This is a genomic window from Paraburkholderia sp. CNPSo 3274 (assembly GCF_024206475.1).
Lineage (GTDB): Bacteria > Pseudomonadota > Gammaproteobacteria > Burkholderiales > Burkholderiaceae > Paraburkholderia.
The window spans coordinates 96,308-118,699 of the sequence record NZ_JAMBPR010000013.1; the positions used below are offsets into that span (position 1 = coordinate 96,308).

The window sequence follows — 22,392 nt, forward strand, 5'->3', positions numbered from 1 at the left end:
GGTGCGGCGTTACGGGGCCGCCGCGTGCGGAACGTCAGACGCCCGACACCTCTTTCGCCGTCTGCGTCATGTCGATGCCTCGACGTTCGCGGCTGAACGGGATCAGCACCGCGATCACCACAGCCACTGTGCCGGCGACGATCGCCATGGCCATCGAGTAGTTCTGGTTGTGCGTTTCGGCGAGCGACGCCTGCAGCGTGGCGTTCACCGAAGCGAACAGGTTACCGAGCTGATAGACGAGGCCCGGGAAGGTCGCACGCACTTCGTCAGGCGAAATTTCGTTGAGGTGAACCGGGATCACACCCCAGGCGCCTTGCACCGAAATCTGCATGAGGAACGCGCCGAGCGCGAGCAGTACGGGCCCTTGCGAGAATGCCCACAGCGGCAGCACGGGCAGCGCGATCAGCGCGGCGATGAAGATTGCCTTGCGGCGGCCGATCTTTTCGGAAATCTGACCGAAGAAGAGGCCGCCCACGATCGCGCCGATATTGAGCACGATGGTGATGATCGAGACCGTGTGCGGGTCGAAGTGATGTTGTTCGCGCAGGAAGGTCGGATACAGATCCTGCGTGCCGTGTGAGAAGAAGTTGAACGCGGTCATCAGCACGATCGCGTACAGGGAAAGCTTCCAGTTGTGCTTGAGCGTAGTGAGCAGCGTCGGACGCGCGCGCTTTTGCATCTCCTTGAAGGCCGGCGACTCGGGCACGTGCATACGCACATAAACCACCAGCAGCGCGGGCAGCACGCCGACGAAGAACATGCCACGCCAGCCAATGTACTGATACAGCACGCCGAACACGATCGAGGCGAGCAGAAAACCGCTCGGATAGCCCGCCTGCAGCAGGCCGGACACGATGCCGCGCGACTTGGGCGGAATGGTTTCCATCGTGAGCGCAGAGCCCACGCCCCATTCGCCGCCCATCGCGACGCCGAAGAGCGCGCGCAGGACGATGAAGGTCGCGAGGTTGGGCGAGAAGCCCGTGAGCAGTTCGAGTATCGAGTAGCACGCGATGTTGATCATCAGCGTGGGACGGCGGCCGTATTTGTCGGCGAGTCGGCCGAATATCAGCGCGCCGAGCGGGCGCATGGCCAGTGTTAGCGTAATGGCGAAAGCCACTGCCGGGATTTTGGTATTGAATTCGGTGGCGATGTCTTTCAGAACGAAAACCATTAGAAAGAAATCGAATGCATCGAGCGTCCATCCCAGGTACGCCGCGATCGTGACGTTCTTCTGTTCACGCGTCCAGCTCATGTTGATTGTTCTCCTGTGAAACTGGGGCAATGCCATGTCTCCTGTCGATCGCAATTGGCGCTTGTGCGCCTCGCGCGATCACATGCACGTGTCGGCATTGCCTTGTGTGGCTTGGTTGTGTGGCTTGGAGCGGCCCCCCCGCAACGGGCCACGCGCCAGCAGTGTACGCCCGGCATTAAACATTTGCATGCATCTTGACTGGAACCCGTAGTAATCCCTGGGGAATTCGGCTAGAGGCGAAAGCTATTTGTTTTATTCGTAATTTAAATGTAATTAAAGTGAAGGTCACTCAATGGCGAGTTAGTTAATCGATGTGCACGAACGAATGCAAACGAGCGGGCATTTGCCCGCTCGTTTGCATGGAAAAGCCGCGCCGCCGTTGAGCCGGTCGTCAGACCCGGCGATGCAGGCCGCTCTTAGAAGATGTTGCGAAAGCCGACGGCGACGCCGGTCTGGTTGTTGCGACCCGGGAAGTCGGCCGTTGCCGAGCCGTTGCCGCGCATGAAGTCGACCGTGCCGTACACTTCGGTGCGCTTGGACAACGAGTATTCGGCCAGCAGCACTGCCGAGTAGCGCACGCCGGTGCTGAGCGTCACGCCGTCTTCGTTCAGGCCGTTCTTTGCGTGGTCGTAGTAGTACGCTGCGGTCAGCAACAGCGGCGAGCTAACCTGCCACGTTGCGCCGGCATAGAGACCGTTGTCGATACGGTTGGTTTTCGTCACGGGCGTCGCGAAGTTGATCGCCGCGGGTGAGTTCGCGGCTGCCATGTACTGGTCCACCACGCCCGTATTGTCCTGGCCCCACAGCCAGCCGCCGTACAGGTGGACCGCACCGAGCGCATAGACTGCGCCGAGGTTGGCCACGCGGTACTTGTTGTTGTGGGCATCGCTATTCTGCTGGTAGCCCGCGAGCAGCGAAATCGGGCCGGCTGCGTAAGTGGCCGTGAAGCCGTACATGTTGCTCGCGCCGACGCTGCCCGCCACGCCCCCGAAACTGTACATGCCTTCGACTTCGAGGCCGCCGAACTTGCCGTCGTACTTGACCGAGTTGTTCTCACGCAGACCGTAGCCGAGTGCGCCCGGCAGCCAGCCGTCCTGGTCGAAGTTGCCAACGGTCAGCGGGTCGAAGGTGTTGCCCAGCTGATCGAACAGGGGCGTGTTCTGACGGCCCATCGTGACCGTGCCGTACTTGTCGCTGGATACCCCAACGTACGCCATCCGATTGAACAGCGTATTCGAGCTCGCCAGTTGGCCGTTCCAGAGGTTGAACCCGTTCTCGAGGCGGAACACGGCTGAGAGGCCGCCGCCCAGATCCTCGGTGCCCTTCAGGCCCCAGCGGCTGCCGGTGATCGGGCCTTGCGTCATCTGCAGCTCGTTGTCGTTGCTCGCGTTGGCGTTCGTGAGGTAGCGGATGCTGGTGTCGACGATGCCGTACAGCGTGACCGAGCTTTGCGCGAAGCTGTGCTGGCAGGCCAGTGCGAGGGCGAGGCCGCCGATGGCCGATGCGATCTGGGTGTGTCTCACGGTGAGATCCTTTTTCCTTTGCTGCGTGTTGTAAGTTCGTCGGACCGCCGGGGTGCCGGGGCCGTATTTCTTGTATGCCGAGCCAGTGGGTGCTGGCCGGGGGCCGATCATAGACGCTCGATAAAGAGCTGAAAACGCTGGCTGTCGCGCGATTGCAACGGTTGCGCGCGCAATTAACTCCCCACGTGTTTCCTTTTCAGACTACCCAGCCCGCATACGGCCAGCGGCAAAAGCACCAATGCCGTTTAATGAACGGTCGTGCTTTTCCCTGGTTGCGTGGCTGGCGGGCCTCGCTAGAATCGTTGGCATCTCATTGCGTTCCGCAATGCGGAACTTCGGCCGGTCGACAGACATCAAGGAGACGAAAGCATGCGGGTCAGGGAAATGTTCGAGCTGGGCGGTCAGGTCGCACTCATCACCGGCGGCTCGCGCGGGCTGGGTTTGCAGATGGCGCAGGCGCTCGGCGAGATGGGCTGCCACGTGGTGATCACGGCGCGCAAGGCCGATGAGCTGGCCCAGGCGCTGAGCCATCTAGAGGCACTCGGCATCAAGGCGACCACGATCGTGAGCGACCTGCAGCGCGCCGAGGCCGCGAAGCCGCTCGTGGACGAGACGCTGGCGGCCTGCGGTCAGATCGACATTCTCGTGAACAATGCGGGCGCCACGTGGGGTGCCCCCGCGGAGGATTATCCCGACGAGGCGTGGCACAAGGTCATGAACCTGAACGTGAACGCGCCGTTCTTCCTCGCGCGCGAAGTGGGCAAGCGCAGCATGATCCCTCGCCAGCGTGGCAAGATCATCAACGTGGCTTCCATCGCCGGCCTGAAAGGATCGCTTGGGCCCATGCAGACCATCGCGTACAACACCTCGAAGGCGGCTGCCATCAATTTCACGCGGGCGCTGGCTGCCGAATGGGGCAAGTACAACATCAATGTGAACGCGATCTGCCCGGGCTTCTTCCCCTCGAAGATGTCGGCCGGGCTGCTCGACAAGCTGGGGCAAGTGGTGATCGACCATACGCCGCTGCACCGGCTCGGCGACGACGACGATCTCAAGGGCGCCGTGGTGTTTCTCGCGAGTCAGGCGTCGCGCCATATGACGGGCCAGTATCTCGCCGTGGATGGCGGCGCAAGCATCGTCTGAGTACGTATGGTGCGTGGCGCCAGCGCTCAGCGAGCGGTTGGCGGCCGCGTTCTTCACAAGTCTTGCCTGACGGAGCCCGCCATGTCCACGTCCGCCCCGACGCTTTCCGCAGATTCGCCGTCATCGCCGCAGTTGGCTTCGCCACATTGGCCCGCGCATCTTTCGCCGCATCTGAGCATTCCGCAAACGAACCTCTTCTATAACGCAGAGGTCTCGGCGGCGCGCTATCCAGACAAGCCGTTCATCGTCTTCTACGACACGCCCGTTACGTTCGCGCAGTTCAAGGACGAGGCCGAGCGCGTAGCCGGCTATCTACAGCAGGAATGTGGCGTGAAGGCCGGCGACCGCGTGCTGCTCTACATGCAGAACAGTCCGCAGTGGGTCATCGCTTACTACGGCATCCTGCGCGCCAACGCCGTGGTCGTGCCGGTCAACCCAATGAACCTCACCGAGGAACTCGCGCATTACGTGGAAGACAGTGGCGCGACCACGGCTTTCGTCGCGCAGGATCTCTACCCGCGTATTGCGCCGCTCGTGCAGGAAAGCGAAGGCCTGCAGCATCTGCTCGTTGCGACGTATAGCGACTATCTGAAGTGCGAGCCGTTTTCGCCGCCGCCCGAATTCGTGAGCGCGCCGCGCTCCGTGAGCGGCCCGGGCGTTGCGCACTGGGCCGAGGTGCTCGAGGCGCGCTGCGTACCCGGTGTGCTAACCGCCGGCCCCGACGACCTCTGCGTGATGCCGTACACCTCGGGCACGACGGGCAAGCCCAAAGGCTGCATGCACACGCATCGCAGCGTGATGGCGACGGCCGTGGGCGGTTGCAACTGGTTCGGAAGTAATCAGGATGCCGTACAACTTTCGGTGCTGCCGCTCTTTCACGTAACAGGCATGCAGGGCGGCATGAACAGCCCGATCTACAACGGCTCGACCGTGGTGTTGCTGCCGCGCTGGGATCGCGACGCCGCGGCGCGTGCAATCGAGCATTACCGTATCAACGGCTGGCAGGCGATCTCGACGATGGTGGTGGACTTCATCTCGAACCCGCGCATTCACGAGTACGACTTGTCGAGCCTCGCCTGGATGCGCGGCGGCGGCGCGACGATGCCCGACGCGGTGGTGAAGAAGCTCAAGGATCTCACCGGGCTCGACTTCGTCGAGGGCTACGGCATGTCGGAAACCATGGCGGGCACCCATATCAATCCGCCGCAGCGTCCCAAGCCTCAATGTCTCGGCATTCCGGTATTCGACGTTGACTCGCGTGTGGTCGATCCGATCACACTGGATGAGGTGCCGCCAGGCGATTCGGGCGAACTGATCATGCATGCGCCGCAGGTGATGCAGGGCTACTGGCGCAACCCCAAGGCGACGAGCGAAGCGTTCATCGAACGCGACGGCAAGCGCTTCCTGCGCACGGGCGACCTCGTGCGGCGCGACGAAGAAGGCTATTACTTCATGACCGACCGCCTCAAACGCATGATCAACGCGTCGGGCTACAAGGTCTGGCCGGCCGAGGTCGAGGCGCTGATGTACCGGCACCCGGCGATCAACGAGGTGTGCATCATCGGTACACAGGACGCGCGCCGCGGCGAGACCGTGAAGGCCGTGGTCGTGCTCGATCCGAAGCAGGTCGGCAGCGTGAACGAAGACGACATCGTCGCGTGGGCGCACGACAACATGGCCGCGTACAAAGCGCCGCGCATCGTGCAGTTCGTCGACGCGCTGCCGAAGTCGGGCAGCGGCAAAATTCTGTGGCGCAAGCTGCAGGAAGAAGAGGCCGAGGCGCGCGGCAACGCATGAGCGCGTAGACCTGCGCAGTTCCCCTTCGTTTTGCTTCAATATCGAGCCCGTCTGGATAGCGCGCTGTGCGCGCCAATCCAGCCGGGCTCCGTCTTTATGCGGGCCGCACTTTCGTGCGTACGCCTCAGGCGCCTGCAAGCGCGGGTAAACCGCCTTCGCGCCAATCCTGCTCCATGGCGGCTGCCATGCCCCGTTCCTGTGAACCGCGTTGAGCGGGCGCGGTCAGCGGCCATTCCCCCGGCGCCTGCGCGTTCTTGCGAGCCAGGATCGCCTCGCACAGAAATTCCATGCTGTACGCCTTCAGCAGATGCGGGTGATTCGTTTCGATATAGGCAGCGACGCGCGCATGTTCACCGGCAATCGATGCGAGCGAGTTGAGCGTGCGCGCATCCCAGCGAAAACGCAGGCCCAGTTCGGCAAATGCGGTATTGAATGCACACAGTTGCGCTTCCAGATGACGATCGTGGCGGGTGTCCAGGTGGCTCATGGCTGTCTCCTCATGTCGAGTGGCGTGAAGCAAGAGTAGAAGCGCCAATGAATAAACGATAGTTAAAGTTTTTTTAGAAAAATATAAGTAAAAATGTATGGATAGAGGGTAAGCCCGCGAATCGAGCGAGACGCGGGCCCGGTACGCGTAAACCCCGCTTAGCCACGAGTGGATTGCTGATATATTGTATTGGAAATATGAAATTCCCCAGCAGCGCCGGCTAAACAGAACGTTGGAGACACACGACCGATGTCCGCCGAAAGAGAACTCGTCACCGGAATGCCCCCGGTCACCTTGACGCTGGAGCCGATCAACGCAAGCGCTTCGCTGCGCGATCAGGCTTACGCGAAGCTCAAGCAGGCCATTGCCGAAACCGACATCTACCGGTCGCGAGACGAGATCCGGCTAGACGAGAAGGACTTGACCGAGAAGCTCGGCGTGAGCCGAACGCCTGTTCGCGAAGCCATGACGCTGCTGGAACAGGAAGGCTTTCTGCGCACGGTGCCGCGACGCGGTGTTTACATCTTGCGCAAGACGCGCAAGGAGATCGTGGAGATGATCTATATGTGGGCCGCGCTCGAAAGCATCGCCGCGCGCCTCGCCACGCAGCGCGCCTCGGACGACGACATCGCAGGCCTGCGGCGCATGTTCGCGACCTTCGGCGATTCGACACCCTCGGACCATATCGAGGAGTACTCGGAAGCGAACATCATGTTTCACCAGTCACTGGTGGAGCTTTCGAAGTCGCCCATCATCGTCGACACCATCAAGAACATCTTCATGCATGTGCGCGCGATCCGGCGTATGACGATCGCGCAGAGCGATCGCGCGTCGCGCTCCATCGTGGAGCACATGCGCATTATCGAAGCGCTCGAGGCGCGCGACACTGGGCGCGTCGAGCAGCTCGTACGGCAGCACTCGATCGAACTCGCGCTGTTCGTGGAAGCCAACTGCGATTTCCTGGACTGAAGCGTTGGGCGCGCCGCGTCGAGCCGCCGGTTCATATCGGCTCGACGCATGGGTAAGCGGCATCGATGCGCAGATCGTCTGAATGAGCGCAGCGATGCTGAAAGAAAGGTATGGAGTCCGTAACAAGTTCGTCAGGACGTTTGGGCCGATTGAAGGGACTTGCTCATGGTGTGCCGCATCAAAGTTTGCCGCTTTGCGAGCGATCGCATGAGACGGCAACGGTACAGCGCGGCGCGACGCGGTGCAGCAAACGCGGCGTGGGTAAAAAAACGTCTTGACTAATATTGTGTGTGGAATATTGTATATCACGAATCACGCAACGCCCCGCCAAAGAGGAGACGTCATGGCAGAAGCAGGCATCAATGAGGCACAGCAGAACCCTGTGCCCGAAGCGCAGCAAACGACCGACGGTTTTCATCTCGTCATCGACGCGCTGAAACTCAACGATATCGACACGATCTTCGGTCTCGTCGGTATTCCAATTACCGATCTCGCCCGTCTCGCGCAGGCCGAGGGCATGCGCTTCATCGGCTTCCGGCATGAGCAGAACGCCGGCAACGCCGCGGCCGTGGCGGGCTACATGACGAAAAAGCCGGGCATCTGCCTGACTGTCTCCGCGCCGGGTTTCCTGAACGGCCTCACGGCACTGGCCAACGCGACCACGAACTGCTTCCCGATGATCCTCATCAGCGGTTCGAGCGAACGCGAGATCGTTGACCTGCAGCAAGGCGACTACGAAGAGATGGACCAGCTCAACGCCGCGAAGCCTTATGCCAAGGCTGCTTATCGCGTGCTGCACGCTGAGGACATCGGCGTTGGCGTGGCGCGCGCGATTCGCGCGGCCGTTTCGGGCCGCCCCGGTGGCGTGTATCTCGACCTGCCGGCCAAGCTGCTTGCGCAGACCGTCGACGCGGTGAAGGGCCAGCAGTCGCTCATCAAGGTAGTCGACGCGGCGCCACGCCAGATTCCCGCTCCGGATGCGGTGCAACGCGCTCTTGACGTGCTCAGGAATGCGAAGCGTCCGCTGATCCTGCTGGGCAAGGGCGCGGCCTACGCCCAGGCCGATGCGCAAATCCGCGAACTGGTCGAGAAGAGCGGCATTCCGTATCTGCCGATGTCGATGGCCAAGGGTCTCTTGCCCGACACGCACGAGCAGTCGGCATCAGCCGCGCGCTCGTTCGTGCTGGCCGAGTCGGACGCTGTGGTGCTGATCGGCGCGCGCTTGAACTGGCTGCTCTCGCATGGCAAGGGCAAGACTTGGGGCGCGGCCGCCGGACCGAAGCAGTTCGTGCAGATCGACATTGCGCCGACGGAAATCGATAGCAACGTCGCCATCGAAGCGCCTGTGATCGGCGACATCGGTTCATGCGTGGAAGCGCTCGTTGCAGGCCTCGGCAATGACTTCCCGAAGCCGCCGGCAGAGTGGCTCGATGCCGTGGCCGAACGCAAGAACAAGAACCTGGAAAAGATGGCCGCGACGCTCGCGAAGAACCCGTCGCCGATGAATTTCCACAGCGCGCTGCGCGCCATCCGCGACGTGCTCAAGACGCGCCCCGACATCAACGTGGTCAACGAAGGCGCGAACACGCTCGACTACGCGCGCAGCATCATCGACATGTACCAGCCGCGCAAGCGCTTCGACTCGGGCACGTGGGGGATCATGGGCATCGGCATGGGCTTCGCGATCGGCGCCGCCGTGACGAGCGGCACGCAGGTCGTGGCGATCGAGGGTGACAGCGCGTTCGGCTTCTCGGGCATGGAACTCGAGACGATCTGCCGCTACAACCTGCCGGTCTGCACCATCGTGTTCAACAACAACGGCGTGTATCGCGGTACGGACGTCAATCCGAGCGGCGGCTGCGACGTCGCGCCGACGGTGTTCGTGAAGAACGCGCGCTACGACAAGATGATCGAGGCCTTCGGCGGCATCGGCCATCAGGCGACTACGCCCGAAGAACTCACGAGCGCGCTGCTCGAAGCGATCGCATCGGGCAAGCCCACGTTGATCAACGCAGTCATCGACGAATCGGCCGGGACCGAAAGCGGCCGTCTCACGAATCTGAATCCGCAAAGCGCGGCCATGAAGAAATAAGCCCCCATAGATCAGGTAGACCAGGAGATACGAGAAATGAGCAAACCCCTTGACGGTATCAAGATCATCGACTTCACACACGTACAGGCCGGTCCCGCTTGCACGCAGATGCTCGCGTGGTTCGGTGCGGACGTGATCAAGGTGGAACGCCCGGGTGCTGGCGACGTGACGCGCTCGCAACTGCGCGACATTCCCGAAGTCGACGCGCTGTACTTCACCATGCTCAACAGCAACAAGCGCTCGCTCACGCTCGACACGAAGAAGCCCGAAGGCAAGGAAGTGCTGGAAAAGCTGATTCGCGAGTCGGACGTGATGGTCGAAAACTTCGGCCCCGGCGCGCTGGACCGCATGGGCTTCACGTGGGAGCGCATCAAGGAACTCAATCCGAAGATGATCGTCGCTTCGGTGAAGGGTTTTAGCGAAGGCCACCACTACGACGACCTCAAGGTCTATGAGAACGTCGCACAGTGCGCGGGCGGCGCGGCCTCGACCACGGGCTTCTGGGATGGTCCGCCCACGGTGAGCGCGGCGGCGCTCGGCGACAGCAACACGGGCATGCACCTCGCCATCGGCATTCTCACGGCGCTGATCGGCCGCGACAAAACCGGTAAAGGCCAGAAGGTGGCCGTGTCGATGCAGGACAGCGTGGTCAACCTGTGCCGCGTGAAGTTGCGCGACCAGCAGCGCCTGGACCGCCAGGGTTTCCTCGAGGAATACCCGCAGTATCCGCACGGCACGTTCAGCGACGTCGTGCCGCGCGGCGGCAACGCGGGCGGTGGCGGCCAGCCGGGCTGGGTGCTCAAGTGCAAGGGCTGGGAGACGGACCCGAACGCATACATCTACTTCACGGTGCAGGGCCACGCGTGGGAGCCGATCTGCCACGCTCTGGGCAAACCCGAATGGATCAACGACCCGAACTACGCGACGGCGCAGGCGCGTCAGCCGCATATCTTCGACATTTTCGCGACGATCGAAGCGTGGCTGGCCGACAAGACCAAGTTTGAAGCGGTCGACATCCTGCGCAAGTTCGACATTCCATGCGCACCGGTGCTCAGCATGAAGGAAATTGCCAATGACCCGTCGCTGCGCGCTAGCGGTACTATCGTCGAAGTGCCGCACAAGGAGCGCGGCGCGTACCTCACGGTGGGCAGCCCGATCAAGTTCTCGGACTTGAAGCCGGAGATCACGGGCTCGCCGCTGCTCGGCGAGCACACCGACCAGGTGCTGGCCGACCTCGGCTACACGCCGCAGCAGATCGCGGCGCTGCACGAGGTGCGCGCGGTTTGAGTTCCGCATCGAGTTCCACAAGCTGAACGCAGGAAGCGTGCGCGGCCAACGCTACGCCCGCGCAGCACCGCAATACCAGACCGGCAGGCAGGACGCCGCGCGGCACGTGCAATGCGTGCCGCGCGACGACGATAAACGACTCACCTCACATAGTCATCGCCATGCAATCCGCCATCGATTTCGAGCAGCTCGCAAACGCCATTGGAGACGCCATCGTCATCTTCGAGCAGCTCGCAAACGCCATTGGAGACGCCATCGTCATCTCCGACGCAGCCGGCGACATCACGTTCTGGAATCCGGCGGCCACGCGCATGTTCGGCTATACGCAAGAAGAAGCGCTCGGCGAGACGCTCGACCTGATCATTCCCGAGCGGCTGCGCGGCCGCCACTGGGAGGGCTATCACAAGACGATGGCGACCGGCCAGACGCGCTACGGCAACGACGTGCTGCGCGTGCCGGCCGTGGACAAGGCGGGCAAGGCGCTTTCCATTGCCTTCACCGTGGCGTTGCTGCACTCGCCGCAGGGCGAGCTCGACGGCATCGTCGCCGTGATCCGCGACGAAACGGCGCGCTTCCAGGAGGAGCGCGCGCTCAAGAAACGCATTACCGAACTCGAAGCACAGGCCCAGCAATCCTGAAACCTCCGGAGCTCTTCGATGCACACCGAAAGACTCGGACATTTCGAGGTCGAACTCTCGGCCCGTCAAATGATTCATAACGGCGGCTGGGCCGCGTTCGCCGCGATCCACGCGGTCGAGGCCGCTGCCGACGAACCGGCGGCCGCGGTATTGCCCCGTCAATGGGTGGTCGACGAAACCGTATTCGAAAGCGAGGCCGCCGCCATCGCCGGTGCGCGCGCGGCGGCGCTCGCTTTTCTCAAGAGCGGCAATTCGCCGAGCCTGGGCGTGTCATAGGGCAAAGCCCTCATCGAGCCGCGGCACACAAAGCATTCCAACATGGGGCCGGAGTAAGGCACTAAAGCGCCAACTCCGGCCGACACAGGAGACGTTTCATGAAGTCGTGGCCACGCTTTCGGCGCGCCAGATGCATTGGCGCGCCGCCGATTCCGTTCGTTCTCGCCGCAGCGCACGCTTGTGTCAAGCAGGGAGCGGCACCATGGCGATGACGATTGCGGTTCCCCGCGAGACACACGATGGCGAACGACGCGTTGCGGCGACGCCAGAAAGTGTGGCACAACTGATTAAACTCGGCTATGCGGTCGAAGTCGAAACGACGGCGGGCGTGAGTGCTTCCTACCCGGACGACGCCTACCGCGCGGCAGGCGCGCGCGTCGTGGACGATGCGCAAGCGCTCTTGAGCGGCGCGGATATCGTCGTCAAGGTGCGTCCGCCTTCGAGCGAAGAAGTGCAGCGCCTCAAGCCGGGCGCGACGCTGATCGGCTTCATCTGGCCTGCGCAAAACGCTGCGCTGCTCGAACGACTCGCGGCACGCGAGGTAACGGTGCTCGCGATGGACTGCGTGCCGCGCATCTCGCGCGCCCAGAAGCTCGACGCGTTGAGTTCGATGGCGAACATGGCCGGCTATCGCGCGGTCGTTGAGGCGGCCCAGCATTTTGGCCGAGTTTTCACGGGGCAGATCACGGCGGCCGGCAAGATGCCGCCCGCCAAGGTGCTCGTGATCGGCGCGGGCGTGGCCGGGCTTGCGGCGATCGGCGCCGCGCGCGGTCTTGGCGCCATCGTGCGCGCGTTCGATACGCGCCCCGAAGTCGGCCAGCAGGTCGAGAGCATGGGCGCGGAGTTCTTGAGCATCGACATCGAGGAGGAGGGCGGCGGCTCGGGCGGCTACGCCAAACAGATGAGCGAGAAGTTCATCGAAGCGGAGATGGCGCTTTTCGAGGCCCAGGCGCGCGAGGTCGACATCATCATCACGACGGCGCTGATTCCTGGCAAACCGGCGCCGCGCCTCATCGACGCGAAGACGGTGGCGTGCATGCGCGCGGGCAGCGTGATCGTCGACATGGCGGCCGAGCAGGGCGGCAACTGCGAACTCACTCGCCCGGGTGAAGTCGTGAATGCGAACGGCGTGACCGTGATCGGCTATACAGATCTGCCAAGCCGCATGGCGAACCAGTCGAGCCAGCTCTACGCGACCAACATCCGCCATCTGCTGACCGATCTCACGCCCGCGAAAGACGGCGAGCTCTTACTCGACACGGACGACGTCGTGCAGCGCGGCACCACTGTCATGCAGCGCGGCCAGATCTGCTGGCCGCCGCCGCCAGTGCAGGTCTCCGCAACGCCGCAAACGTCTGCACAGGCGAAGCCCGTTGCGCTCGCGCATGGCAATGCGAAAGAAGAAACCGTGCGGGCCGCGCGCCGCAATGGCGTCGGGTCGCTGGCGGCGCTCGTCGTTGTCGCGTTGCTGCTGCTCGCGCTCGGCGCGGTCGCGCCGCCTGCGTTCGTCGCGCACTTCACCGTGTTCGTGTTGGCCGTGTTCGTCGGCTATCAGGTGGTCTGGAACGTCACGCCCTCGTTGCATACGCCGCTCATGAGCGTGACGAATGCAATCAGCGGGATCATCGTGATCGGCGCGTTGCTGCATCCGGGCAACGCCAGCACGATCGTGACCGCGCTGGCGGGCATAGCGCTCGTCGTCGCGACCATCAACATCGCGGGCGGCTTTCTCGTCACCCAGCGCATGCTGAAGATGTTCCAACGGACCTGAGGAGACGTCATGCTCAACGGAATCGGCAACATGGCGTGGCTCGGCGCGGCGACGCTCTTCATCCTCAGCCTGCGCGGGCTGAGTCATCCCGCAAGTGCGCGGCGCGGCAACCTTTATGGCGTGAGCGGCATGGTGATTGCCGTGCTCGCCACGCTGCTCGTCACGGGCGGTGCGGGCCTGCAAATCGCGCTCATCGCCGCGCTGGTGGGCGGCGGGCTCGGCGCGATTCTCGCGCGCCGCGTGGAGATGACGCAGATGCCGCAACTCGTCGCGGTGCTGCACAGCTTCGTCGGCCTTGCGGCCACGCTCATCGCCTTTGCGAACTTTCTCTCGCCAAAGGCCCCGATGAGCGGCGTCGAGCGAGCGATTCACGACACCGAGATCTATGTCGGCGCCTTCATCGGCACGGTCACGTTCAGCGGTTCGATTGTCGCGTTCCTGAAGCTGCAGGGCACGGTGAGCGGCAAGCCGCTCGTGCTGCCCGCGCGACATCTGCTCAACGCGGTCGTGCTGGGCGCGTGCATCGTGCTCGGCTATCGCTTCGTCAGTGCTCCTGATGGTGGCGGCGCACTCTACGCGCTCATCGTGATGTGCGTGCTGGCGGCGGCGCTCGGCGTGCACCTCGTGATGGCGATCGGCGGCGCGGACATGCCCGTGGTGGTCTCGATGCTCAACAGCTATTCGGGCTGGGCTGCAGCGGCGACAGGCTTCATGCTCGACAACGATCTGCTCGTCACGACGGGGGCGCTGGTTGGATCGAGCGGCGCGATTCTTAGCTACATCATGTGCCGGGCGATGAATCGCAGCTTCGCTTCGGTGATCCTCGGCGGCTTCGGCGCGGTGAGCGCCACGGCGAGCGAGGCCCCGCAAGGCGAAGTCGTGGCGACCAGCGTGGACGAAGTGGGCTCGCTCTTGCGCGACGCGCAAGAGGTCGTGATCGTGCCGGGCTACGGCATGGCCGTCGCGCAGGCGCAAGGCACCATCAGCGAGATCACGCGGCGGCTGCGCGCGTTAGGCATTCGCGTGCGCTTCGGCATTCACCCCGTTGCGGGGCGCTTGCCTGGCCATATGAACGTGCTGCTCGCGGAAGCGAAAGTGCCCTACGACATCGTGCTCGAAATGGACGAAATCAACGAAGACTTCACGAGCACCGACGTCGTGCTCGTGATCGGCGCGAACGATATCGTCAATCCGGGCGCGCAGGAGGATGCGGGCAGCCCGATCGCCGGCATGCCGGTGCTGGAGGTGTGGAAGGCGCGCACTGTGGTCGTCTCCAAGCGCAGCATGGCGACGGGCTATGCGGGCGTGGACAATCCACTCTTCTATAAGGACAACACACGAATGCTGTTTGGTGATGCGAAGGGCAGCGTCGATGCGCTGCTGCGGCAACTCGAAGCGGCTTGACGTTTGAGGCAAGGCGCGGCGGACTCATGTCTGCCGTGCTGGCTGTAACGCGGGAAATCGCGCGCGCACCGGCGTCGAAGCGATGCGAGGAAAACCCGCGCGCAATCACAACGGACGGAGACAGACAACGTGGCATATACCGATCGTATCGATGGCGGCTACACGGCCTGGCGGCACAACCGCTGGGTGCAGCTCGTGGCGGGCATTCTCTGCATGGGGCTCGTGGCGAACCTGCAGTACGCGTGGACGCTTTTCGTCGTGCCGATGGACGCACGGCATCACTGGGGGCAGGCTGCAATCCAGCTCGCCTTCTCGATTTTCATCGTGACGGAAACCTGGCTCGTGCCCGTGGAAGGCTGGCTGGTAGACCGCTTCGGCCCGCGGCCCGTGGTCATGGGCGGAGCGTGCTGCGTGGCGCTCGGCTGGGTGCTGGACGCGTGGGCGCCCACGCTGCCGGTGCTCTACGTCGCGGCAGTCATTTCGGGCATCGGTGCGGGGTGCGTGTACGGCACGTGCGTCGGCACCGCGCTCAAATGGTTTCCCGACCGGCGCGGTCTCGCCGCCGGCATGACGGCGGCAGGCTTCGGCGCAGGTGCGGCGCTCACGGTCATTCCGATCTCGAACATGATCCAGCAGTCGGGCTATGAGCGCGCGTTCGTGTTCTTCGGACTCCTGCAGGGTGCCTGCATTATGGCGCTCGCGCTGGTGATGGTTCGGCCGAAGCCTCCCGCACGCACGGCAGGCATGAAGCGCATCGTGGCGACGAAGACCGACTATACGACGAGGCAAATGGTTCGCGCGCCCGTATTCTGGGTGATGTACGCGATGTTCGTATGCGTGGCGGCGGGCGGCATCATCGCGACGGCGCAGATCGGCCCGATCGCGAAAAGCTACGGCTTCGCCTCGATGCCGGTCACGCTCGTAGCGGCGACGCTGCCGCTGCTCACTATGACGCTCTCGATCAACAATCTGTGCAACGGCTTTACGCGGCCGCTGTGCGGGCTCATTTCGGATCGCATTGGCCGCGAGAATACGATGTTCATCACGTTTCTCGGCGAGGGGCTCGCGCTGTTAGGCTTGCGCGCGTTCGGCCACGACCCGTATCTCTTCATGCTGTTCTCGGGGCTCGTGTTCCTGTTCTACGGCGATATCTTTTCGAATTTTCCGGCAACCTGCGCCGATACGTTCGGAGCGAAATACGCAGCCGGCAACGCGGGCACGCTCTATACCGCGAAGGGGACCGCGGCGATGCTCGTGCCTGTCGCCACGCTGCTTGCGATCCACGGTGGCTGGAACATGGTGTTCGACATGGTCGCCTGCGTGGCGATGATGGCGGGCGTGAGCGCAAAGGTGATCTTGCAGCCCATGCGCCGGCGCTGGATCTTTCAGTCGGGTGAGGAGGCGAGGATTGCCGATTCGGCGTTCGTACCTTCGCCGCTGGGGTCGCATGAGTGAGCGCGTTTGATGGGCGCCCCTGAGCGTTACGGGCGGGCGGTGCGGTCCTGATCGCGGCGAGTGGTCGCGGGCCGTAACGCCCGCATCATCTGCGCGGCGCTCTGTAGTCTCGCGCGCACGCGTGAGCGCCGTACGCGCCGCGTATCGATGCGGGCCTGCTCGCGACGCGGGTCCGCTTCGGCGGCGCGCTCGTCTTCGAGCCCGAGATGGGCATAACGGCCCTCGCTGGCGCTCGTGTCGAGCCAGCGTTCGGGCAGGCGGGTTGCGAGCAGCCAGGTCGCGGCGGCGCCAAAGCTGACGGCGACGATCGCTGCGACGACAACGAATTCCATTCGCTCTTCCTCAATCGACTGGTCGTGGGTTAGCACGCACGCGCCGTGCCGTGTGCCTGTGGCGCGAAACGGCAACGCCCAGTACGCTCCCGCAAGGCGTCATGCAATGTATACCATGAAACATAACGGGTTGAGGGCGCAGGCGCAGAGAAACTAGCGGATACGGGCCGCAAAACAAAAAAGCCCGCTAATTTGCGGGCTTTTTCGATGAATCCTGTGTGCTGCTAGTTCTGCTTGATGAGACGTGGTGCCCAGGAGAGGACTCGAACCTCCACAGTGTTGCCACCGCCAGGACCTGAACCTGGTGCGTCTACCAATTCCGCCACCTGGGCACGTCTTCAAGCTAAAAAGAGATTATGGCGCGATTTAGCGTGCCTGTCAATCGATCGTTTCAAAAAAACTTCATCTCTGGAACGAGGCTGCTGCGTTTTGCGCGATAGCAGGGCAGTTGTACTCATTGCCACGCCGGAAATGAAAAAGGCCGGCATGAAGCCGGCCTTTTGAATCTGGTGCCCAAGAGAGGACTCGAACCTCCACAGTGTTGCCACCGCCAGGACCTGAACCTGGTGCGTCTACCAATTCCGCCACCTGGGCTAGGTGTCGTTTGCTGTTCAATGTCGTGCGCAGCAAAGACCAAAATTATAGCGGGATCAGAGCGGCTGTCAAGCGTTTTGTGGAGGGCGATAAAGCGCGGCTGCAGAAGCGCCGCAGACCGCGTGGAGTGGCTGTCTCGTCGCGCCGAGAGGCCGCTCCCACGGCTCGTAGGGTGCGATGCGGGTGTTAGAATGCCTCGCAGAAGTTCCGCCGGCAAAAGTACGTGGTTCAGGTGCTGCGTGCAGCGTGGCGCACGCAGTGCGAGCGGTCAGGCAATCCGCGTACGGGCCGACAGATTGCAGCACTCGAAGACCGGGGCGCCGCCCGCATGTATCGCACATTCAGGCCGCGCAAAATCCGACGTCCACGCAACGAGAACAACCATCGACAAGCCCTTGAGCAAATATCCGTATCCGATTCCCAGCCGCGAAGAGATTCTCGGCGTGCTGCGGACCAGCGACTCGCCGTGCACCGCGAACGATATCGCCGAGGCGCTCGCTATCAAGCGCCAGGAGCGTGAAGGGTTCTTCAGGCGGCTAGCCGCCATGGAGCGCGACGGGCAGATCCGGCTCGACCCGCGCGGCCACTACCAGCTCGCCCATCCTTCGAATTTCGTCGCGGGACGCGTGCAGGGGCATCGCGACGGCTACGGCTTTCTCGTGCGCGACGACGGGCAGGACGATCTGTTCCTGCCGCAAGGCGAAATGCAGAAGGTCATGCACAACGACCGCGTGCTCGCACGCATCGTCGGCTATGACAGGCGCGGGCGGCCGGAAGGGCATATCGTCGAAGTCACCGACCGTGCGAACCGTAGTGTCATCGGACGCCTGCTCAACGAGAACGGCGCGCTGATCGTCGCGCCGGAAGACAAGCGCATCGGCCACGATATCCTCGTCACGCAGAATCCCAAGAAGGCCAAGGTCGGCCAGGTCGTGGTCGTCGAACTCACCGATTTCCCCAGCCGCCACTCGCAGCCGCTCGGCCGGGTGATGGAAGTGCTGGGCGACATCGACGATCCTGGCATGGAGATCGAGATCGCCGTGCGCAAGTACGGCGTGCCGCACGAGTTCAGCAAGCCCGCGCTCGACGAAGCCGCGAAGCTGCCCGACGCCGTGCGTCCCACGGACATTCGCTATCGCGTGGACCTGCGCGACGTGCCGCTCGTCACCATCGACGGCGAAGATGCGCGTGACTTCGACGACGCCGTGTATTGCGAGCCGATGCAGGTCGGCAAGGGCGAAGGCTTCCGCCTGATCGTCGCCATCGCCGACGTCTCACATTACGTGCTGCCGGGCAGCGGTCTCGATGTGGACGCCATCGAACGCAGCACGTCGGTGTACTTCCCGCGCCGCGTGATTCCGATGCTGCCCGAGAAGCTTTCGAACGGGCTCTGTTCGCTCAATCCGCACGTCGACCGCTGTGTGCTCGTGTGCGACATGGTGATCACCGCGCGCGGCGAGATCAAGGGGTACCAGTTCTATCCGGGCGTCATGCACTCGGCGGCGCGGCTCACCTATACCGAAGTCGCCGCGGTCCTGACTAACACCAAGGGCCCCGAGGCGACGCGCCGCGCGGCGCTGCTGCCGCAACTGCAGAATCTCTATGGCGTGTACAAATCGCTGTTCGCCGCGCGTCAGAAGCGCGGCGCGATCGATTTCGACACGACCGAGACGTATATCGTCTGCAATGCGCAAGGCAAGATCGAGCAGATCGTGCCGCGCCAGCGCAACGACGCGCACAAGCTGATCGAAGAGTGCATGCTCGCGGCCAACGTGTGCGCGGCGGACTTCATGAAGCGCCACAAGCACCCGGGCCTGTACCGCGTGCACGCGGGGCCGACCGCCGAAAAGCTCGAAAACCTGCGCACCTTCCTGCGTGGCATGGGCCTTTCGCTCGGCGGCGGCGACACGCCGCACGCGAGCGACTACGCCGCGCTAATGGCGCACATCCGCGACCGGCCCGACGCGCAGATGCTGCAGACCATGCTGCTGCGCTCGATGCAGCAGGCTGTGTACAGCCCGGACAACATCGGTCACTTCGGTCTTGCCTACGAGGCTTACGCGCACTTCACGAGCCCGATTCGCCGCTATCCTGACCTGCTCACGCACCGCGCGATCTACGCGATCCTGCAGGGCAAGAAGTACCAGCCGCAGGCGCCCGAGGGCGTCGAGCTCAATACCGCGCTCTCGCCGCGCGCCCGCGCGCTGCAGGCCGAGGACGAGGAGAAGCGCGGCAAGCGCGCCCGCGGAAGCAACACGGCGATCTGGGAAGAACTGGGCCTGCACTGCTCGGCGAACGAGCGTCGCGCCGACGAAGCCTCGCGCGACGTCGAAGCCTGGCTCAAGTGCTACTTCATGCGCGACAAGCTCGGCGAAGAATACGGCGGGATGGTGAGCGGCGTGACGTCGTTCGGCATTTTCGTGCAGCTCGACGCGCTCTTCATCGAAGGTCTAGTGCACGTGACGGAACTGGGCTCGGACTACTTCCAGTACGACGAGATCAAGAACGAACTGCGCGGCGAGCGCACTGGCATTCGGTATCGTCTGTCGGACCGCGTGCGCGTGCAGGTGAGCCGCGTGGATCTCGACGCGCGCAAGATCGACTTCCGCCTCGTGCGCGATACGCCCGTGAAGCCGGGCGGCAACCGGCCGATGCCGGTTGACAAGGGTGGCATGGAGGGTGGGCCGCGCGTGCGCGCGCTGCCGGGCGGCGACATGGCGCGGCAGAAGAAAGCCGCGCCGGCGCCGAGCGTAGCGGTGAAGGAGGCGCGCGCGGCGCGCGGCGCCGCCAAGACCGCGAAGAAGCGCTCGGCCGTGAAGCCGACGCCAAAGAAGCAGGCGCCGCGCAAGAAGCGCTGAGCGCCATGCGGAGCGCCAAACGTGCTCCGCAGCCGTTATATACCCGGGCCGCGCCGCCGTGCGCGTGCCCGGTTTTTTCACTTGCATGCCGCATGTGTTTTTGCCATTTGAAGGCGCGGCATGCATACGCCGGACCGCACGACGCGGCCGGCTGACTATCGTTGCTGGCGGCGCTGTGTCTGCGCCGCAAAACGTTCATCAGGGGTTGTCTCAGTCATGTCACGTCTCAAGGTTCTTTACGGGTTTCATGCGGTGATCGCACGCTTGCGGCACGACGCGTCCACGGTCGAGGATGTCTACTACGATCCGACGCGCCGCGACCGCCGCATGCAGGACTTCCTGCACACCGCGAAGGAAGCGGGCGCGCGCGTGATTGCAGCCGACGAAACGCGCCTCTGGGGGCTTGCGCACACGGAGCGTCACCAGGGCGTGGTGGCCCGCGTGCACGATCTGGCGCTCGCGCAAAACCTCGCGGAGCTGCTCGACGGCATCCAGGGCGCGCCGCTCTTGCTCGTGCTCGACGGCGTGACCGATCCCCACAATCTCGGCGCGTGCCTGCGCGTGGCCGACGCTGCCGGCGCGCACGCGGTGATCGCCCCGCGCGACCGCGCCGTGGGTCTGAACGCCACGGCCGCGAAGGTGGCGAGCGGCGCGGCGGACACCGTGCCCTACATCACCGTGACGAATCTCGCGCGCGCACTGCGCGAGCTCAAGGACGCTGGCGTGTGGGTGGTGGGCACCGCCGGCGACGCGAGCGCGAGCCTCTACGAGACGAAGCTCGACGGTCCTGTTGCGCTCGTGCTGGGCGCCGAAGGCGAGGGCATGCGCCGCCTCACGCGCGAAACCTGCGACGAAGTCATGCAGATTCCGATGGCGGGCACGGTCGAGAGCCTGAACGTTTCCGTCGCTTCGGGGGTGTGCCTGTTCGAAGCGGTGCGCCAACGTTCGGCTGCGCGCTGATCGCCTGTCACGCGATCCTGCGAGATGCGGGCAGCCCGTGCCTGCATCTCCGGTAAACTATGCGTATTCCGCGTTTTTCTCCTCCTCGGGCTGTACTCCCATGACTCAAGACGAACTCAAGCAACTGGTCGGCCAGGCCGCCGCCGACTATGTCAATGCGAACGTGCCGGAAGGTGCCGTAATCGGCGTCGGCACGGGCTCCACCGCGAACTGCTTCATCGACGCGCTCGCGGCGAGCAAGGGCCGTTACCGCGGCGCCGTGTCGAGCTCCGTCGCGACCACTGCGCGCCTCGAAGCGCACGGCTTCAAGATCTTCGACCTCAACGAAATCGAATCGCTGCCCGTGTACGTGGACGGCGCCGATGAAATCGACGGCGCCGGCGCCATGATCAAGGGCGGCGGCGGCGCGCTCACGCGCGAGAAGATCGTCGCTTCGGTGTCGGACGTGTTCGTCTGCATCGCCGATGCGAGCAAGCGCGTCGACGTGCTCGGCCAGTTCCCGCTGCCCATCGAAGTCGTGCCGATGGCGCGTACGGCCATCGGCCGCCGCGTGACGGCGCTCGGCGGTGTGCCGGTGCTGCGCGTGCAAAAGGACGGCTCGCCCTTTATCACCGACAACGGCAACGAGATCCTCGACGTGAAGGGCCTGCGCATTAGCGATCCGTGCACACTCGAGGCGCATGTCAACGCATGGCCGGGCGTGGTGACGGTGGGTCTGTTCGCCGCACGCGGCGCGGACTTCTGCCTGCTCGGCGGTGAAACCGGCGTCGAGCGCATCGAATACCGCAAGGCCTGAGCGGTCTCGCGCGAGCGGCAGGTGCAACAGGCTTCTACCTGTTTTTGCCTGTGCGCTGCCGCTCTTTTTTCCGGCAGGCCTGCGTGGCCTGCCGAACCGAACATCGCTATTAATTATTAAAAGAACGCGATTTTCTGTTTCTGGTTGTCTGCGCATCTATCTGCTGCTTCAATTTGCCTTTCGATTTCTTTGAAAGGAAATCCCCGAATTCAAGGCCTTCGCAATTCACTACGTTGAGAACCGCACACAAAAATGCGAATGACGTAGCAATAGTCTGACTGTCTGAGATATAAATTCACCGTCCGGCGACGTTATGCAAACAGTTCGCTAAAAGAGACGTCGAGGCGACCGGTCAGGTGAAGGGCGGCGCGCGGAAATGCGCAGCGGCTCAAGGGTTTCTGTCAGGCAGTGTGCAAGAGCTGATGGCGCACGCTGCGCGGTACACGGGGAAATAATGACAACAGCGGGTGTTAGGCGATTTGTATCGGACTACTACTCAACGGGGTCCGCGGAAAATACAGAATTCTACGGGGCATTTCTTTCCGTTCTCCGGATTTTCAATTCTGCATGACTGCCTGATTTACGCGAATGCGCAAAGGCGTTCTGCGCGCGATTCTAATCTGGTAACTCCGTTAAACGGTCTTCCCGATATCGGGCTGGTCCGCGGGGATATTCGCGCGTCGTAAATGCAGTGATTTTATCAATCTTGGAATTGAAGTCGTGTTAAATGCGCCCGCGCTATCAGGGGGAGTGCGCGC

At 63.4% G+C, this 22,392-nt stretch carries 17 protein-coding genes and 2 tRNA genes; 13 read left to right on the plus strand and 6 right to left on the minus strand.

The genetic code is table 11. The features are described from left to right. Window positions 1-34: 34 nt before the first annotated feature. Entirely contained in the window at window positions 35-1,252 is a 1,218-nt protein-coding gene (locus M3I54_RS11610; RefSeq protein ID WP_254335919.1) for an MFS transporter, read from the minus strand. A gap of 416 nt (window positions 1,253-1,668) precedes the next feature. Continuing rightward, window positions 1,669-2,775 carry a porin gene (locus M3I54_RS11615; protein WP_254335921.1) on the minus strand — a complete coding sequence of 369 codons (1,107 nt, stop codon included), beginning with the start codon at window positions 2,773-2,775 and terminating at the stop codon, window positions 1,669-1,671. Between the two features lie 369 nt (window positions 2,776-3,144). On the opposite strand from M3I54_RS11615, the gene M3I54_RS11620 reads away from it, so the two are divergent. Both M3I54_RS11620 and M3I54_RS11625 read left to right on the plus strand, forming a co-directional pair. Next, window positions 3,145-3,918, plus strand: coding sequence for an SDR family oxidoreductase (locus M3I54_RS11620; protein WP_254335923.1), 774 nt, complete (start codon window positions 3,145-3,147; stop codon window positions 3,916-3,918). Window positions 3,919-3,999: 81 nt separating this feature from the next. Beyond that, a complete protein-coding gene (locus tag M3I54_RS11625; RefSeq protein WP_254335925.1) occupies window positions 4,000-5,715 on the plus strand; it encodes a long-chain fatty acid--CoA ligase in 1,716 nt (571 codons plus the stop codon). Window positions 5,716-5,839: 124 nt separating this feature from the next. On the opposite strand, the gene M3I54_RS11630 is transcribed toward M3I54_RS11625, so the two are convergent. After that, entirely contained in the window at window positions 5,840-6,202 is a 363-nt protein-coding gene (locus M3I54_RS11630) for a hypothetical protein (protein ID WP_254335927.1), read from the minus strand. Window positions 6,203-6,451: 249 nt separating this feature from the next. Here M3I54_RS11630 and M3I54_RS11635 point away from each other — a divergent pair, with 249 nt between their 5' ends. From M3I54_RS11635 to oxlT, 8 genes are all read left to right on the plus strand, one after another. Then, window positions 6,452-7,171: a GntR family transcriptional regulator gene (locus M3I54_RS11635; protein WP_254335928.1), complete on the plus strand. Its 720-nt coding sequence runs from the start codon at window positions 6,452-6,454 to the stop codon at window positions 7,169-7,171. Between the two features lie 343 nt (window positions 7,172-7,514). Further along, window positions 7,515-9,263, plus strand: a complete 1,749-nt coding sequence (gene oxc, locus M3I54_RS11640; protein ID WP_254335930.1) for an oxalyl-CoA decarboxylase — start codon at window positions 7,515-7,517, stop codon at window positions 9,261-9,263. 36 nt (window positions 9,264-9,299) lie between these two features. Next, a complete protein-coding gene (gene frc / locus M3I54_RS11645; protein ID WP_254335932.1) occupies window positions 9,300-10,550 on the plus strand; it encodes a formyl-CoA transferase in 1,251 nt (416 codons plus the stop codon). A 161-nt stretch (window positions 10,551-10,711) separates the two neighbouring features. Beyond that, window positions 10,712-11,188, plus strand: coding sequence for a PAS domain-containing protein (locus M3I54_RS11650; RefSeq protein ID WP_254335934.1), 477 nt, complete (start codon window positions 10,712-10,714; stop codon window positions 11,186-11,188). A gap of 18 nt (window positions 11,189-11,206) precedes the next feature. Continuing rightward, the gene (locus M3I54_RS11655) at window positions 11,207-11,464 is read left to right on the plus strand and encodes a hypothetical protein (RefSeq protein ID WP_254335935.1); all 258 of its coding nucleotides are present in this window, start codon (window positions 11,207-11,209) and stop codon (window positions 11,462-11,464) included. A 202-nt stretch (window positions 11,465-11,666) separates the two neighbouring features. Then, a complete protein-coding gene (locus M3I54_RS11660; protein ID WP_254335936.1) occupies window positions 11,667-13,235 on the plus strand; it encodes a Re/Si-specific NAD(P)(+) transhydrogenase subunit alpha in 1,569 nt (522 codons plus the stop codon). Between the two features lie 9 nt (window positions 13,236-13,244). Beyond that, window positions 13,245-14,639, plus strand: a complete 1,395-nt coding sequence (locus M3I54_RS11665) for an NAD(P)(+) transhydrogenase (Re/Si-specific) subunit beta (RefSeq protein ID WP_254335937.1) — start codon at window positions 13,245-13,247, stop codon at window positions 14,637-14,639. A 129-nt stretch (window positions 14,640-14,768) separates the two neighbouring features. Beyond that, complete coding sequence (gene oxlT / locus M3I54_RS11670) at window positions 14,769-16,094, plus strand: oxalate/formate MFS antiporter (RefSeq protein ID WP_254335938.1); 1,326 nt, start codon at window positions 14,769-14,771, stop codon at window positions 16,092-16,094. 26 nt (window positions 16,095-16,120) lie between these two features. Here oxlT and M3I54_RS11675 read toward each other — a convergent pair whose 3' ends face one another. The 3 genes from M3I54_RS11675 to M3I54_RS11685 all read right to left on the minus strand — a co-directional run bounded on the left by M3I54_RS11675 (window position 16,121) and on the right by M3I54_RS11685 (window position 17,020). Further along, entirely contained in the window at window positions 16,121-16,426 is a 306-nt protein-coding gene (locus M3I54_RS11675) for a hypothetical protein (protein WP_254335939.1), read from the minus strand. Between the two features lie 245 nt (window positions 16,427-16,671). Further along, window positions 16,672-16,758: transfer RNA gene (locus M3I54_RS11680), tRNA-Leu, on the minus strand. 175 nt (window positions 16,759-16,933) lie between these two features. Further along, window positions 16,934-17,020: transfer RNA gene (locus M3I54_RS11685), tRNA-Leu, on the minus strand. A gap of 395 nt (window positions 17,021-17,415) precedes the next feature. Here M3I54_RS11685 and rnr point away from each other — a divergent pair. From rnr to rpiA, 3 genes are all read left to right on the plus strand, one after another. After that, window positions 17,416-19,878, plus strand: a complete 2,463-nt coding sequence (rnr, locus tag M3I54_RS11690) for a ribonuclease R (protein ID WP_254335940.1) — start codon at window positions 17,416-17,418, stop codon at window positions 19,876-19,878. 216 nt (window positions 19,879-20,094) lie between these two features. Next, window positions 20,095-20,838: a 23S rRNA (guanosine(2251)-2'-O)-methyltransferase RlmB gene (gene rlmB / locus M3I54_RS11695; RefSeq protein WP_254335942.1), complete on the plus strand. Its 744-nt coding sequence runs from the start codon at window positions 20,095-20,097 to the stop codon at window positions 20,836-20,838. A gap of 100 nt (window positions 20,839-20,938) precedes the next feature. Continuing rightward, window positions 20,939-21,634 (plus strand): ribose-5-phosphate isomerase RpiA, encoded by a 696-nt coding sequence (rpiA, locus tag M3I54_RS11700; RefSeq protein WP_254335944.1) that lies wholly within the window; start codon window positions 20,939-20,941, stop codon window positions 21,632-21,634. Window positions 21,635-22,392 lie beyond the last annotated feature (758 nt).

What these genes read in the sequence shown, in the direction of transcription:
- M3I54_RS11610 (WP_254335919.1), bottom strand. Translation starts at nt 1,252, where the DNA reads ATGAGCTGGACGCGTGAACAGAAGAACGTCACGATCGCGGCGTACCTG.
- M3I54_RS11620 (WP_254335923.1), top strand. Translation starts at nt 3,145, where the DNA reads ATGCGGGTCAGGGAAATGTTCGAGCTGGGCGGTCAGGTCGCACTCATC.
- M3I54_RS11625 (WP_254335925.1), top strand. Translation starts at nt 4,000, where the DNA reads ATGTCCACGTCCGCCCCGACGCTTTCCGCAGATTCGCCGTCATCGCCG.
- M3I54_RS11630 (WP_254335927.1), bottom strand. Translation starts at nt 6,202, where the DNA reads ATGAGCCACCTGGACACCCGCCACGATCGTCATCTGGAAGCGCAACTG.
- M3I54_RS11635 (WP_254335928.1), top strand. Translation starts at nt 6,452, where the DNA reads ATGTCCGCCGAAAGAGAACTCGTCACCGGAATGCCCCCGGTCACCTTG.
- oxc (WP_254335930.1), top strand. Translation starts at nt 7,515, where the DNA reads ATGGCAGAAGCAGGCATCAATGAGGCACAGCAGAACCCTGTGCCCGAA.
- frc (WP_254335932.1), top strand. Translation starts at nt 9,300, where the DNA reads ATGAGCAAACCCCTTGACGGTATCAAGATCATCGACTTCACACACGTA.
- M3I54_RS11650 (WP_254335934.1), top strand. Translation starts at nt 10,712, where the DNA reads ATGCAATCCGCCATCGATTTCGAGCAGCTCGCAAACGCCATTGGAGAC.
- M3I54_RS11655 (WP_254335935.1), top strand. Translation starts at nt 11,207, where the DNA reads ATGCACACCGAAAGACTCGGACATTTCGAGGTCGAACTCTCGGCCCGT.
- M3I54_RS11660 (WP_254335936.1), top strand. Translation starts at nt 11,667, where the DNA reads ATGGCGATGACGATTGCGGTTCCCCGCGAGACACACGATGGCGAACGA.
- M3I54_RS11665 (WP_254335937.1), top strand. Translation starts at nt 13,245, where the DNA reads ATGCTCAACGGAATCGGCAACATGGCGTGGCTCGGCGCGGCGACGCTC.
- M3I54_RS11675 (WP_254335939.1), bottom strand. Translation starts at nt 16,426, where the DNA reads ATGGAATTCGTTGTCGTCGCAGCGATCGTCGCCGTCAGCTTTGGCGCC.
- rlmB (WP_254335942.1), top strand. Translation starts at nt 20,095, where the DNA reads ATGTCACGTCTCAAGGTTCTTTACGGGTTTCATGCGGTGATCGCACGC.
- rpiA (WP_254335944.1), top strand. Translation starts at nt 20,939, where the DNA reads ATGACTCAAGACGAACTCAAGCAACTGGTCGGCCAGGCCGCCGCCGAC.